The sequence below is a fragment of the Flavobacterium buctense genome (assembly GCF_014486695.1).
GTDB lineage: Bacteria > Bacteroidota > Bacteroidia > Flavobacteriales > Flavobacteriaceae > Flavobacterium > Flavobacterium buctense.
The window spans coordinates 204,140-217,488 of record NZ_JACTAB010000002.1; the positions used below are offsets into that span (position 1 = coordinate 204,140).

At 36.0% G+C, this 13,349-nt stretch carries 11 protein-coding genes; 7 read left to right on the forward strand and 4 right to left on the reverse strand.

The features are described from left to right. Positions 1 to 29: 29 nt before the first annotated feature. The 3 genes from ICG50_RS04920 to hemL are packed head-to-tail and all read left to right on the forward strand — an operon-like array spanning position 30 to position 3,134. Positions 30 to 932: a 1-aminocyclopropane-1-carboxylate deaminase/D-cysteine desulfhydrase gene (locus tag ICG50_RS04920; RefSeq protein WP_187659807.1), complete on the forward strand. Its 903-nt coding sequence runs from the start codon at positions 30 to 32 to the stop codon at positions 930 to 932. After that, complete coding sequence (locus tag ICG50_RS04925) at positions 925 to 1,821, forward strand: glucosaminidase domain-containing protein (RefSeq protein ID WP_187659808.1); 897 nt, start codon at positions 925 to 927, stop codon at positions 1,819 to 1,821. The genes ICG50_RS04920 and ICG50_RS04925 overlap by 8 nt, the downstream gene beginning before the upstream one ends. Positions 1,822 to 1,847: 26 nt before the next feature. Beyond that, positions 1,848 to 3,134 carry a glutamate-1-semialdehyde 2,1-aminomutase gene (gene hemL, locus ICG50_RS04930; protein WP_187659809.1) on the forward strand — a complete coding sequence of 429 codons (1,287 nt, stop codon included), beginning with the start codon at positions 1,848 to 1,850 and terminating at the stop codon, positions 3,132 to 3,134. 56 nt (positions 3,135 to 3,190) lie between these two features. Here hemL and ICG50_RS04935 read toward each other — a convergent pair whose 3' ends face one another. The 3 genes from ICG50_RS04935 to lysS all read right to left on the reverse strand — a co-directional run bounded on the left by ICG50_RS04935 (position 3,191) and on the right by lysS (position 5,829). Beyond that, a complete protein-coding gene (locus tag ICG50_RS04935) occupies positions 3,191 to 3,526 on the reverse strand; it encodes a hypothetical protein (RefSeq protein ID WP_187659810.1) in 336 nt (111 codons plus the stop codon). A gap of 68 nt (positions 3,527 to 3,594) precedes the next feature. Next, the gene (locus tag ICG50_RS04940) at positions 3,595 to 4,032 is read right to left on the reverse strand and encodes a hypothetical protein (RefSeq protein ID WP_187659811.1); all 438 of its coding nucleotides are present in this window, start codon (positions 4,030 to 4,032) and stop codon (positions 3,595 to 3,597) included. A gap of 105 nt (positions 4,033 to 4,137) precedes the next feature. After that, a complete protein-coding gene (lysS, locus tag ICG50_RS04945) occupies positions 4,138 to 5,829 on the reverse strand; it encodes a lysine--tRNA ligase (RefSeq protein WP_187659812.1) in 1,692 nt (563 codons plus the stop codon). A gap of 197 nt (positions 5,830 to 6,026) precedes the next feature. Between lysS and ICG50_RS04950 the strand changes: the two genes are divergently transcribed. Next, entirely contained in the window at positions 6,027 to 6,881 is an 855-nt protein-coding gene (locus tag ICG50_RS04950) for a hypothetical protein (protein WP_187659813.1), read from the forward strand. Further along, entirely contained in the window at positions 6,881 to 7,579 is a 699-nt protein-coding gene (gene lipB / locus ICG50_RS04955) for a lipoyl(octanoyl) transferase LipB (RefSeq protein WP_187659814.1), read from the forward strand. Before ICG50_RS04950 ends, lipB begins: the two co-directional genes overlap by 1 nt. A gap of 19 nt (positions 7,580 to 7,598) precedes the next feature. Here lipB and ICG50_RS04960 read toward each other — a convergent pair whose 3' ends face one another. After that, entirely contained in the window at positions 7,599 to 8,201 is a 603-nt protein-coding gene (locus ICG50_RS04960) for a ribonuclease HII (protein WP_187659815.1), read from the reverse strand. Positions 8,202 to 8,400: 199 nt separating this feature from the next. Here ICG50_RS04960 and ICG50_RS04965 point away from each other — a divergent pair, with 199 nt between their 5' ends. Together ICG50_RS04965 and ICG50_RS04970 are read left to right on the forward strand one after the other, a co-directional pair. Then, positions 8,401 to 11,445: a SusC/RagA family TonB-linked outer membrane protein gene (locus tag ICG50_RS04965; protein ID WP_187659816.1), complete on the forward strand. Its 3,045-nt coding sequence runs from the start codon at positions 8,401 to 8,403 to the stop codon at positions 11,443 to 11,445. 23 nt (positions 11,446 to 11,468) lie between these two features. Continuing rightward, positions 11,469 to 13,262, forward strand: coding sequence for a RagB/SusD family nutrient uptake outer membrane protein (locus ICG50_RS04970; RefSeq protein ID WP_187659817.1), 1,794 nt, complete (start codon positions 11,469 to 11,471; stop codon positions 13,260 to 13,262). The last annotated feature ends 87 nt before the right edge of the window (positions 13,263 to 13,349 follow it).

Below are 13,349 nucleotides of genomic sequence, written 5' to 3' on the forward strand. Positions count from 1 at the left end.
GTGTTTCTTACCTTTGAAAAAACTGCTTTTTGGAAAGTTACAATCAAAAAATTGAAATTGAAAACACGAATTATTCGCTCTACATCAAACGCGAAGATTTGCTACATTCCTATATTTCAGGGAATAAATTTAGAAAACTTAAATACAATTTGGCGAAAGCCAAAACAGAAGGCAAGACTACTTTACTAACTTTTGGAGGGGCTTTCTCCAATCATATTTTAGCTGTTGCCGCTGCTGGAAAAGAGTATGGTTTTAAAACCATTGGAATAATCAGAGGAGAAGAATTGCATGACAAAATTGCCGATAATCCTACATTGCAGAAAGCACATGATTTCGGAATGGTTTTTGACTTTGTATCCAGAGCAATTTACAGCCAAAAAAGTAATAGTGATTTTATACGAAATCTCGAAGAGAAATTTGGGGATTTCTATCTCTTACCCGAAGGCGGAACCAATGATTTAGCCATTAAAGGTTGTGAAGAAATTTTAACGGAAACAGACAATCACTTTGATTATATCTGTTGTGCAATTGGAACCGGCGGTACAATTTCGGGCTTAATCAATTGTTCAAAAAGTAGTCAACAAGTTTTAGGATTTCCTGCTTTGAAAGGTGATTTTATAAGAGAAGATATTTGTAAATTTGTACAGAATATAAATTGGGAATTGGTTACAGAATATCACTTTGGAGGTTATGCTAAAGTCAATTCGGAATTAATCCATTTTATTAATCATTTTTATCAAAAACATCAAATTCCTTTGGATCCCATTTATACCGGAAAAATGGTTTACGGTGTTTTGGATTTAATCAAAAAAGAATGGTTTCCCAAAGGCTCAAAAATACTGTTGATTCACACAGGCGGTTTACAAGGAATTGAAGGGATGAATCGACTATTAAAACAAAAAGACCAAATCGAAATTAAAACCTATGATTAAGAAATTTTTTTTGCTAGTACTAATGATTTTTCTGGCATCTTGTGGTTCTAACCAATCAGTAGTCAGAACATCACAGTCTGATCCCAGAAAAACAGCAACTCCGGTTGCACAAAGAATTAAGAAGCCGATTTACAGGCCTTATCAGCCTAAATCAACAGAGCCTGTTGCTCAAAAATCTAATCCCACTACTTCTAATCCTAGCTCAACCGAGATTTTAGAGGCAACAACCCGAGTTAAAGTAACTAAGGAAATAGTTTTGGCTTACATTGACAGATATAAAAATATTGCCAAAGACAATATGGTGAAAACCGGAATTCCGGCCAGTATTACTTTAGGGCAAGCCATCTTAGAATCGGGTGCAGGAACCGGTCCTTTAAGCATGCAGGCCAATAATCATTTTGGAATCAAATGCCACAAAGAATGGAACGGACCAAGTATCAAATATACCGACGATGAAGAAAATGAGTGTTTTAGAAAATATGAAGATCCAAGTGGTTCTTTTCGCGATCATTCTTATTTTTTGACCAGTAGACCAAGATATGCTTCTTTATTTCAATTAGGTAAAAGTGATTATGCCGCTTGGGCAAAAGGTTTAAAAGCCGCAGGATATGCTACTGACCCTAAATATCCGGAAAAGCTTATTGGCTTAATTGAAAGATACCAATTAGGAAAATATGATGCCGAGGTTTTAGGAAATGACTATGTAGCGGTGACAGTAGTCAAAAATGAAATTGTTTATGCTGAAGAAGAGGCTAAACATACAGTAGTCAAAGGAGATACGTTATATTCTTTATCCAAAAAATTCAACATCTCTATTGAAGAATTGAAAAGAAAAAATAATATGACTGATAATTCATTGTCTTTAGGGCAAACCATTATCGTTAAATAAATTCCAAATAAAATCTCATTTAAAATATGATTTACCAAAGGAGCAGTCGGCTATTCGCTGAAGCTGAAAAAGTGATTCCGGGCGGAGTGAATTCTCCCGTTAGAGCATTTAAAGGGGTAGGTGGAACGCCTATTTTTGCCAAAAGCGCCAAAGGAGCTTACTTGTATGATGAAGATGACAACCGTTTGATAGATTATATCAATTCATGGGGACCAATGATTTTAGGGCATGCATTTCAACCTGTGGTAGATGCCGTAATTGAAAAAGCCAAAAAAGGGACTTCTTTCGGGATGCCAACTGAACTGGAAACTCAAATTGCACAGTTGGCCATTTCTATGGTGCCGAATATTGATAAAATACGTTTTGTAAATTCAGGGACAGAAGCTTGTATGAGCGCAATTCGTCTCGCCAGAGGTTTTACCAAAAGAGACAAGATTGTAAAGTTTTCAGGATGTTATCACGGTCACTCCGATTCCTTTTTAATCGCTGCGGGAAGTGGACTGAGTACTTTTGGCGTGCCAAATAGTCCGGGAGTTACTCAAGGAACAGCTAAAGACACCTTGTTGGCCAACTATAATGATATTGAAAACGTGAAAGCTTTATTCGAAGCTAATAAAAACGAAATCGCTGCAATCATTATTGAACCTGTCGCCGGAAATATGGGTTGTGTACCACCAAAAGAGGGATTTTTACAGTCACTTCGACAGGTTTGTGATGACAATGGTGCACTATTGATTTTTGACGAAGTAATGACAGGCTTTCGTTTAGCCAAAGGCGGGGCACAAGAACTATACAAGGTAACTGCTGATATTTCCTGTTTCGGAAAAGTCATTGGTGGCGGATTGCCTGTTGGTGCTTTTGCTGCCCGAAACGAAATCATGAATTTTTTAGCACCGCTCGGACCGGTATATCAAGCCGGAACTTTATCGGGAAATCCGTTAGCTATGGCTGCCGGATTAGCTATGTTGCAAGCTTTAAATAAAGACGAAGCTCTATTTAAAAGATTAGAAGAAAAGACAGCCTATTTGCACAAAGGAATCGATAAAGTTTTAAAGGATAACCAAATTGTATTTACCATTAACCGGGTTGGCTCTATGATTTCTGTTCACTTTGATGCAAACCCTGTGGTTGATTTTCAAACGGCTAAAAATGGAGATAACGAAACGTTTAAGAAGTTTTTTCATGGCTTATTAAACGAAGGGGTTTATATTGCGCCATCTGCTTATGAAACTTGGTTTATTACGGATGCATTGACTTACGAAGATCTAGATTTTACCATCAACGCAGTGAATAAAGTAGCTCAAACTTTATAATAATAAAAAAGTCCTTTCGTTAGAAAGGACTTTTTTATGAGGCAACAATAAATTAATTATTCGTTGGTAATTAATGATTTAAATAAATCTTTATTAGAAGTCAATTTCTCCATTTGTGCTTCTGAAAGGGTAGCTCTGATTTTCATTTCAATGATTCTTGCCACCTCTGATCTTCTTTCTTGAGATAAAGTTTTGTCTTCAAGAGTTCTGTGTTTTTGCTCAAATAATCTTTCAAAATCAGCAGTCATTGTTTCATTTAAATCAAGGTATTGAGACAATGCTACAGCTTCTTTTTTACCTTTTTCAGCAGAGGTTAACTCTTTTTTGTCTTGTGCATTTGCATTAATACTAAATGCTAACAATAATGTTAAAGCAGCAATAAATTTTTTCATTTTTTTGAATTTTAGTAGAATAGTGACTTCAAAACTAATTTATTTTGATGGAAACTCAAAATTTATTTCTATTTATCTTTTTCAATTTCAATAATTTCTTTATTTCTTTTTTTAGCTTTTACTTTTTTTACCATTTTATCTTTCTTTTCTTCACGGTTTTGTTCCCACTTAGTGAATTGTTCAGGAGTCAGTATTTTTTTCATTTCAGAAGTTATTGCAGCTTGTTCTTCTGCCATTTTGGTTTTCATTTCGGCTCTTTTTGCAGCCTTTTTGGCTTTTATTTCAGCTCTTTTAGCTTCTCTTTTTTCTACTTGCTGGGTTACGATTGTTCGTACTTCTTTGATTTGTTTTTCATTCAGACTCAATTCTTGGGTCATTTTTTTTACCTGTAAATCAACTTTTTGTTCTTTAGTCAATTTTTCTCCTTCTGGTCTTCTTTCTTTTTTTTCTTGTGCCATTGCAGTTATTCCAACAAACAATAATAGGGCTAAAAACAAATTCTTCATTTTTTTATTTTTAAAGTTTATGCCAATAGGACGCCAGTAGATTCAAAAGGTTTAAGCATTAAGATAACTTTATAAAAAAAGGAACCCATTTGAGTTCCTTTAGTCTTAATTTAAAACCACTGTTTTAGTATCTCCGTCAACGACTACTTTGGTCAAGCCGTGTTTGGCTAATCCTTTCATGGCAGCATCCCATTTTTTTCCACTCAATTGGGATAGTTCTTTTAGTTGTCCTAAAGCTTGGTTGTTTTCTGTTTTCAATAATCCAATGATTAACTTCTCGTCTTCTGTTAATTCTAATTGTTTTTTCTCCGGACGCATCTGCGGGAAGAAAAGCACTTCCTGAATAGAAGCATTATTGGTTAAGAACATAATTAATCGGTCCATACCAATACCCATTCCGGACGTTGGCGGCATGCCATATTCTAAAGCTCTTAAAAAGTCGTTGTCTATAAACTGAGTTGCTTCGTCATCACCGCGTTCGGCCAATTGTAATTGCGCTTCAAAACGTTCTCTTTGGTCAATCGGGTCATTTAATTCGGAATAAGCGTTGGCAATTTCTTTTCCGCAAACCATTAACTCAAAACGTTCTGTTAATTCAGGATTGTCACGGTGTTCTTTACAAAGCGGCGACATTTCTTTTGGATAATCGGTGATGAAAGTGGGTTGGATAAAATTGCCTTCACATTTGGCTCCAAAAATCTCATCGATTAACTTGCCTTTCCCCATCGTTTCATCCACTTCAATTCCCATTCCTCTGGCTGCCGCAAAAATTTCTGCTTCGCTTTTGCCTGAAATATCAAAACCGGTAAATTGCTTGATAGCATCGGTCATCGTAACACGTGCATAAGGCGCTTTGAAATTTACTTTGTGTTCGCCAAAAATCGCTTCTGTGGTTCCGTTCACTTCATTGGCACAATACTCCAATAAGTTTTCGGCAAACTCCATCATCCAGTTGTAATCTTTATAGGAAACATAGATTTCCATCGCGGTAAATTCCGGATTGTGCGTTCGGTCCATTCCTTCGTTACGGAAGTTTTTGGAGAATTCATAAACCCCGTCAAAGCCACCGACAATTAATCTTTTTAAATATAACTCGTTGGCAATTCTCATGTATAACGGAATGTCCAAACTGTTGTGGTGTGTGATAAACGGTCGCGCAGCGGCACCACCGGCAATCGATTGCAATACCGGAGTTTCGACTTCCATATAACCGGCAGCGTTGAAAAAGTTACGCATCGCCGTGAATAATTTGGTTCTTTTGATGAATACTTCTTTCACGTGCGGATTAACAACTAAATCTACATAGCGCATTCTGTAACGCAATTCGGCATCATTAAAAGCGTCGTGTACGTTTCCTTCTTCGTCTTTCTTTGGTAGTGGTAACGGACGTAAAGTTTTACTTAAAAAAGTAAACTTGTCTACACGAACTGATTTTTCTCCTACTTTGGTTAAAAATAATTCGCCTTCAATTCCAATGAAATCACCCAAATCAGTTAATTTTCTAAAGACTTGAGTGTATAAAGTCTTGTCTTCACCCGGGCAAAGCACGTCGCGATTAAAATACAACTGAATTCTGCCTTCGCTGTCTTGCAACTCTACAAAAGAAGCTTTTCCCATGTCTCTGTCACTCATCATTCGACCCGCAAGCACAACCTTCTTTCCTTCTTCAAAGTTTTCCTTAACCTGTTTAGAGGTGTGGTCAACGGGAAATAAATCCGCCGGATAAGGGTTAATGCCTAATTCGCGCAAAGCGTTTAGTTTTTCTCTTCTGATAATTTCTTGTTCCGAAAGTTGCATATCGTATTGTATTTAAGCGGGCAAAGATAGGGATAAGTGGCAAAGTTTCAAAGCCTCAAAGTAGCAAAGTGTTTTATTTTTGGAGCGAATGGTTCGGGCTTTGTTTGTAATCCATTTTCCCGCTTTACGTTCTACTTCGTGCCACTTCAATCGGGGCTAATTGGCAAATCATTTGTATATTTGGCAAAATTAATTTTATGAAGTATATCAAACTTTTATTTGTTGGTGTGGCAGTTTTTTGTTTTCAAAGCTGTAAAATAACCGAAACTTTATTGGTCAATGAAGATGGTTCGGGAAAGTTCAATTATGAAATGGATGCGTCTCCATTAATGGAAATGGGCGGAGGTGATTTCGGCGCTTCGGATGGAAATAAGTCAAAAAAGAAAAAAAGAAAAGGCGCTGAAGACCGCGAAAAGAAGATGATAGACAGCACTTTTATGTTTAAGGATGTATTTGCTGATAAACAAGACAGTATAGCAAAACTCTCTCCTGAAGAGCAAGAAAAGTTCAGGAAAATGGAAAATTTTGGCATAAGAATCTTAATGAATGAAGAAGCCAAACAGATGACCTATTCCCTTTTCTCAAATTTCAAGAGTATCGAGGAATTAAAAGACATGACTTCTCCGGTAAAAACACTAAAGGAATCCGGAATTGCCCCTAACAAAGGAATGACAGATGTGGCCAAAGCAGAAGCACAGGAAAGTGCGTCAACGTCTTATTATTACGACGGAAAAATATTTAGAAAAACAGTTTCCGAGCTTGAATTAAAAGAAGCTTTAGAAGAAGTTAAAGAGCAAATTAAAGAAGAAGACACTTCGCTTTCAACTGAGGGAGATGAAAACCAAGAATTGGATCAGGTAGCTGAGGCCATGAAAGAGCTGTTGGGAAAATCAAGCTATAAAGTGGTATATGTTTTTGGAAAACCTGTAAAAAAAGTTTCCATCCCAAATGCAGTGTTGAGTGAAGACAAGAAAACAGTAACTATTGATTATCTTTTTGAAGATTACATGAAAAAGCCAAAATCATTAGATATTGAAATTGAATTCGAGTAATGAATAAAAAGATACAACTCCAAGATTTAGGTAATAAAGATTACAAGGCAACTTGGGATTACCAAGAAGCCCTTTTTAAAGAAATTGTTGATATCAAAATCCAAAAAAGGAGTAATACTGATTTAGTAACGCCTAATTATTTCCTTTTTGTAGAACATCCGCATGTTTATACGTTAGGAAAAAGCGGTGACTTGTCTAATCTGTTGCTTTCTGAAAAGCAATTGGAAGCCAAAGGCGCTACCTTTTATAAAATCAACCGAGGCGGTGATATCACTTATCACGGTCCAGGGCAAATTGTAGGTTATCCAATATTAGATTTAGAAAATTTCTTCACCGATATTCATAGGTATTTGCGTTTTTTAGAAGAGGTAATTATTCTCACTTTAGCAGAATATAATATAATAGGTACAAGAAGCGAAGGTGAAACTGGTGTTTGGCTTGATGTTGGAACGCCATTTGCAAGAAAAATTTGTGCTATGGGTGTTAGAGCGAGTCGTTGGGTAACCATGCATGGTTTTGCTTTAAATGTCAATGCCAACTTAGGCTACTTTGATAACATCATCCCTTGTGGTATTAAAGGCAAAGCGGTAACTTCACTTCATGTTGAATTAGGAAAAGAGATTGATGAAGCAGAAGTAAAAGAAAAAATCGCCAAACATTTTCAGCTACTTTTTGAAGCAGTGTTTGTTTTAGATTAGAGTCTTTGTCATAGTTTGTTTAGTCGAAAGATAGTTTTAATTGTTCGGGCAGCAATCGAAATGACATTCTATGGTATTTACTCGCGCCATATTTTCTTATGGCTTCTCGGTGTTCCACAGTTGGATATCCTTTGTTTTTTTTCCAATTGTACATTGGGAATTCTTCATGAATTGTGTTCATGTATTCGTCTCTGTATGTCTTTGCCAAAACAGATGCTGCTGCTATACTAAGGAATTTGCTGTCTCCTTTTACAATGGTGGAGAATGGAATGTTGTTTATGGTTTTAAATCGGTTTCCGTCAACAATAATATAATTAGGTAATGGATCAAGTTTAAGTATGCACTCTTGCATTGCTTTTATGGAAGCGTTAAGAATATTGATTTCATCGACTACGGTATGATCTAGGTGAGTGATGCTATAGCTTATAGCTTGGGCTTCAATCAAGGGTCTTAATTGTTCTCTGATTTTTTCGGAAAGTTGTTTGGAATCATTTAGTAAATCCAATTTGAAATCTTCCGGTAAAATCACTGCAGCGGCGGTAACAGGACCGGCCAAACAACCGCGGCCGGCTTCATCAGTTCCGCATTCTGAACTATTTAAAGAAAATCTTGATTTTAGCATAAAACTTTATTTTTTATAAAAATATAAAAACTGACGCAACCTTTTACAATTATAGCCGTCAATTGAGTATTGGGTTGTTACTCACAACTTAATGGCAAACTTTTTTAACACAAATAAATTATATTATTCCGAAGTAATATTTGTTTATTTAAGAAATAATTAAGAAGTTTGCGGAATAACTAACTCAAATAAAATTAATATGAGATCGAAGTTCAAATGGATTTTTACGCTTTTACTAGCGTTATCAATGCAGTTTTCGTTTGCACAAGAGAAAACTGTAACAGGAGTTGTTTCAGATAAAACTGGACCGCTTCCTGGAGCAAATGTTGTTGTTAAAGGTACTACTCGTTCTGCACAAGCAGATTTTGATGGTAAATTTAGCATCAAAGCTAAAGCCGGTGAGGTTTTAGTAATTTCATTTACAGGGTACAACAATTCTAGTGTAACTGTAGGTGCAGCCAATAATTATGTCGTTACATTATCTGACGGTATAAAATTGGATGAAGTGGTAGTAGAAGGTTACCGTAATACTACTAAAGCGTCAACAGTAGTGGCGCAAGCAACGGTTAATTCAAAAACTATTGAAAACCGTCCGAATGCCTCTTTCATTCAAACATTACAAGGGCAAGTTGCCGGTTTGAATATTACTTCAGGTACAGGACAACCGGGTTCTGGTAGTTCAGTAATCATTCGTGGTGCTGGTACAGTTAATGGAAATACAGATCCATTATATGTAATTGATGGTGTTCCGACAAATCAGTCTAACTTTAGATCTATTAACCCAACAGATATCGAATCGGCAACGGTTTTGAAAGATGCTGCTGCAACTGCTATTTATGGTAATAGAGGAGCAAATGGAGTTATTGTAATCAAAACTAAACGTGGAGGAACGGGTGATGCTAAAACAACTTTTAGATATTCGTCAACTTCAGGATATACAGAATTACAAAGAACCAAATATTCGTTCGCAGATTCAAGAGAGTTATTGACTTTAGAAAAAAGATATGGTGTTGGTAGAGGTAATACTCTAACAGATGCGGAAATTGCTGCATATAATACCAATTTTGACTGGGTAAGTTATTTCTTCAGACAAGCTAAATCAACGGATCATCAATTAAGTATCGAAACTTCAGGTAAGAATTTAAATTCTTATACTTCTGTGAGTTACTTAGATCAAGAAGGTATCTTATATACTACAGGTTTAAAGCGTTTTACCCTTAGAAACAATATCTCAGGTAAATCTACTAATGATAAGTTTACTTACGCTACTAACATCTCTTTAGGTTTTTCAAAAAGTAACGAAGCAACTAGCTTAGGTACAGGAGGAATCAACAGAAACTACGTTTTAGGAGCTACTTTGAGTGCGCCTTACATTACTCCAGATGAGTATACTGGTTCTCAACAAGTATTTGATTTATATAATAGTGATGGTACATTATTATATACTCCTTTGTTCTTAATTGATAAATTAGAAACTTATACTAATAATACAGATGAGATTAGAATGAGTGCCAGTGCTGATTTGTCTTATAATTTATTCAAAAATGTTACGGCAAGATCTAGAACATCTTTTGAAAACATTATGACAAGATTTACTCAGTCTGAGCACCCAATTTCCTTTAATGCTTTCCTATTCTTAAATCCAGCTGCTCAATATGGTGGATTCGAGGATGTTAACCAAAGAAGAGAATTCCGTTTTAACCAATTATGGCAATTAGAGTGGAAGAAAACTTTCGCTGAAAAACACACTGTTACTGCTATTGGTAATGCTGAATATTATGGTTCTCAAGCAGAGAATGACAACCAAAGACAAAGAGGTTTAGATCCATTAACTTTTGTGCCTGGAACAGGTGCAGGTTATTTAGCAGATATTGCAGCACATGATTTTTATGGACCTACAGGTGGTATTTCTAAAGTTAAATATTCTTTGATTTCTTATTTTGGAGTTTTAGATTATGATTTTAATGATAGATTTGGTGTAGTTGGTACATACAGATATGATGGTACAAGCAGATTCTTATCTGATTATGCTTGGGGTAGCTTCTGGTCTGTAGCCGGTAGATGGAATATCAACAAAGAAAAATTCATGGAAAACAGTGGTTTCCAAGTATTAAAATTAAGAGGTTCTTATGGTGAGACTGGTAATGAGAGAATTATTGCTGGTACTGAGTGGAGTGGTTTACAACCACCTCCTACAAGAGATACTTATGCTAACAATGCTACAGTAGGAGGTCAGTACAACGGTGCTGCAAGTTTTAACATCAATTTTGGAGCTAATGATTTAAGATGGGAAACTACAACACAATGGAATGTTGGACTTGATTTTGAATTTTTCAAAAACAGAGCTAGAGGTACTGTAGATTATTACAACAGAGTTACATCTGATTTGTTCTTTTCTTCACCAGTATCTCCTGTATCAGGTACAACTACATTAACAAGAAATAGTGATATTGAAGTTACTAACAAAGGAGTTGAGGTATCATTAGCTTATGATGTGGTAAGAAATGAAAACTTCAAGTTCACTGTAAGAGCTAATGCTTCTAAAAACGACAATAGTATTGATGGAATTGTTGCAAATGACGGTAGTGTAATCAATGGACTTACTATCACGCAAAATGGTGGACAAATAACTCAATTCTATTTATATCCATATGCAGGTGTAAATCCTGAGAATGGTAACTTGTTATTTGAAGCCGCTGATGGTACATTAACTGAAACACCAAGTGTTGGTGATGATAGTAGAGCTACAGGAAAATCTTCTATTCCGGTTTACCAAGGAGGTTTTGGATTTGACTTAGACTATAAAGGTTTCTTTGCTACTTCAAACTTTACTTTCGTACAAGATGTACACCGTTTTGATTACGACTTAGAAGGATTATATGATCCAACTTCATTAGGACAGTTTGTGGTTTCTGATGACTTATTAAATGCTTGGACTGCTACTAATACAGCTACTGATGTTCCGTCTTTGAATGCTGCTAACCTAGGTGCTGCTGCTAATTCAGACAGATTCTTAAAAGATGCTTCTTATGTAAGACTTAGATACCTTCAAGTAGGTTATAGAGTGCCTAAGAAATTCCTTGATAAAACGTTCATTACAGGTTTAAGTTTCTACGTTCAAGGGGAAAATTTATACACTTGGACAAAATGGCAAGGTTTCGATGCTGAAAGTAACAGAGGAGCTGACCAAGCTCAGTATCCAACGCCAAGGATTTTTAGCTTTGGTTTAGACCTTAAATTTTAATAAATAAATAAATAATAAAAGATATGAAAAAATATTTAAGTTTTTTTATTTTGGGTGCAGGTTTACTCGTTACTTCATGTGACGATAGTTTGCTGGATCCATTCACCCCCGGAGCACTTACTGAGGAAGTTGCTGTTCAATCCAGCGCTGATTTAGCAAAGTTGATGAATGCCGCCTACATACTTTTGACTCCTACGAGTGAAATTGAATTCAATTCTATTTTTACAGACGAAGCAAGTATTGGTTATGCCAATGGTGGTCAAGGTTTAGATGACAATTATGCTTTCCTTTTAAATGCAGCATCAGATTCACCAAATGGTATCTGGACTAGTCATTACTTTTGTTTATCACGTGTAAACAGGGTTATTAAATTTGCTAATAATTTTGAGCCTGTGGATGCTGCAGATCAACAGGTTGTTGACAGATTGGTTGCTGAAGCTTATACTTTGAGAGCTTATTGTCATATGCAATTGATTTCGTATTTCTCTACCAATCCTAAAGACAGAAATGCGTTAGGTGTAATCTTGTCAGATGATGTTTACCCAACTTCTTTTTTAGGAGTTAGAGCAACAAATGGAGAAGTATACGATTTAATTGATGCCGATTTGGCCGCTGCAGAAGCATTATATGCTGGTGTTACCGGAACTCCTAATGCAATTTTTGCTAATAAAAACTTTACTGTAGCTATGAAAGCTAGAGTAAACCTTATGAGAGGCGACAATGCTAATGCTATCACATTTGCTGATGAAGTAATTAATAATTCTGGTTTATCTTTAGCTTCTTTTGCTAATTATGCTTCTGTGTTCCATACAGATTCTAATCCAGCTAACGTAGAGGTTATTTTCAAATTGAAAAAACAGACTGGTCAAACAAGAACGGGAGCTATATGGGCAAGTGTTAATACAACTTTAAATGGTTCACCTTTCTTCGAAATGGGAAGATCATTGTTTAATGTTCTTAACACTACTAATTTGACTTCAGCAACTGATTATCAAATTACTGCCATAGCTGGTACTACAATAACGATTCCTGGTCATACTTTAGCGGTTGGTGATATGTTTGTAGCTACAGAAAGCAGACCGGCAAATGCTACTTCTGCAAATGGTACAGCAACTACTCCTGCGAATGCATTATTAGGAGGTAAAGTTTATTATGTAAGAACGGTTACAGGTGACAACATTACACTTACAGTTGACCCTACAGTTGCTACTCCGGCAGCAGCAAATTTCGCAGGGGCAAATGGTACAGGTCTTGCAGTTCCTGTTAAGGCTAATTATGGTGATATCCGTTACTCAACGAATGTACACCCTACGTCAATTGTAGACTACAATTACCAAACTAGTACAGATTTCAGAAATACTGACAAACTTGCTTTTAGAAAATATCCTGGTACTACTACTAATGGATTAATGGTGAATGACGTTAAAATTTGTAGATTGTCTGAAATGTATTTAATTAAAGCTGAAGCTCTTGCTGCAACAGGTAATTTGACTGATGCTGCACTTGCTGTTGTTGCCGTTAGAAATGCTCGTTCTAATAGAGTGCATCCAACACCGGTTTATGCCAATGCAACGGAAGCCTATAAAGATGTACTAAAAGAAAGAAGACTTGAGTTCATAGCTGAAGGTTATCGTTTTATTGATTTGAAACGTTTAGGTGGCGTTGCTAATGAAGGAATCCTTAGAGATGCCCAAGATTGTGCTGTAAATGGCGCTTGTTCTTTGCCGGTATCTGATTATAGATTTGCTTTGCCTATACCAACAGTTGAATCAAATGCTAATGGTGGTATTTTAGCTACACAAAACCCTGGATACTAGTATTAAAATTCAGTAATTTATAAAAGCTACCCCTTGTGGGTAGCTTTTTTTTTAATTTATATTTTTATATTTGCTACATAATTAAAC

What these genes read in the sequence shown, in the direction of transcription:
- ICG50_RS04925 (WP_187659808.1), top strand. Translation starts at nt 925, where the DNA reads ATGATTAAGAAATTTTTTTTGCTAGTACTAATGATTTTTCTGGCATCT.
- ICG50_RS04965 (WP_187659816.1), top strand. Translation starts at nt 8,401, where the DNA reads ATGAGATCGAAGTTCAAATGGATTTTTACGCTTTTACTAGCGTTATCA.
- ICG50_RS04950 (WP_187659813.1), top strand. Translation starts at nt 6,027, where the DNA reads ATGAAGTATATCAAACTTTTATTTGTTGGTGTGGCAGTTTTTTGTTTT.
- hemL (WP_187659809.1), top strand. Translation starts at nt 1,848, where the DNA reads ATGATTTACCAAAGGAGCAGTCGGCTATTCGCTGAAGCTGAAAAAGTG.
- lipB (WP_187659814.1), top strand. Translation starts at nt 6,881, where the DNA reads ATGAATAAAAAGATACAACTCCAAGATTTAGGTAATAAAGATTACAAG.
- ICG50_RS04940 (WP_187659811.1), bottom strand. Translation starts at nt 4,032, where the DNA reads ATGAAGAATTTGTTTTTAGCCCTATTATTGTTTGTTGGAATAACTGCA.
- ICG50_RS04970 (WP_187659817.1), top strand. Translation starts at nt 11,469, where the DNA reads ATGAAAAAATATTTAAGTTTTTTTATTTTGGGTGCAGGTTTACTCGTT.
- lysS (WP_187659812.1), bottom strand. Translation starts at nt 5,829, where the DNA reads ATGCAACTTTCGGAACAAGAAATTATCAGAAGAGAAAAACTAAACGCT.
- ICG50_RS04935 (WP_187659810.1), bottom strand. Translation starts at nt 3,526, where the DNA reads ATGAAAAAATTTATTGCTGCTTTAACATTATTGTTAGCATTTAGTATT.
- ICG50_RS04960 (WP_187659815.1), bottom strand. Translation starts at nt 8,201, where the DNA reads ATGCTAAAATCAAGATTTTCTTTAAATAGTTCAGAATGCGGAACTGAT.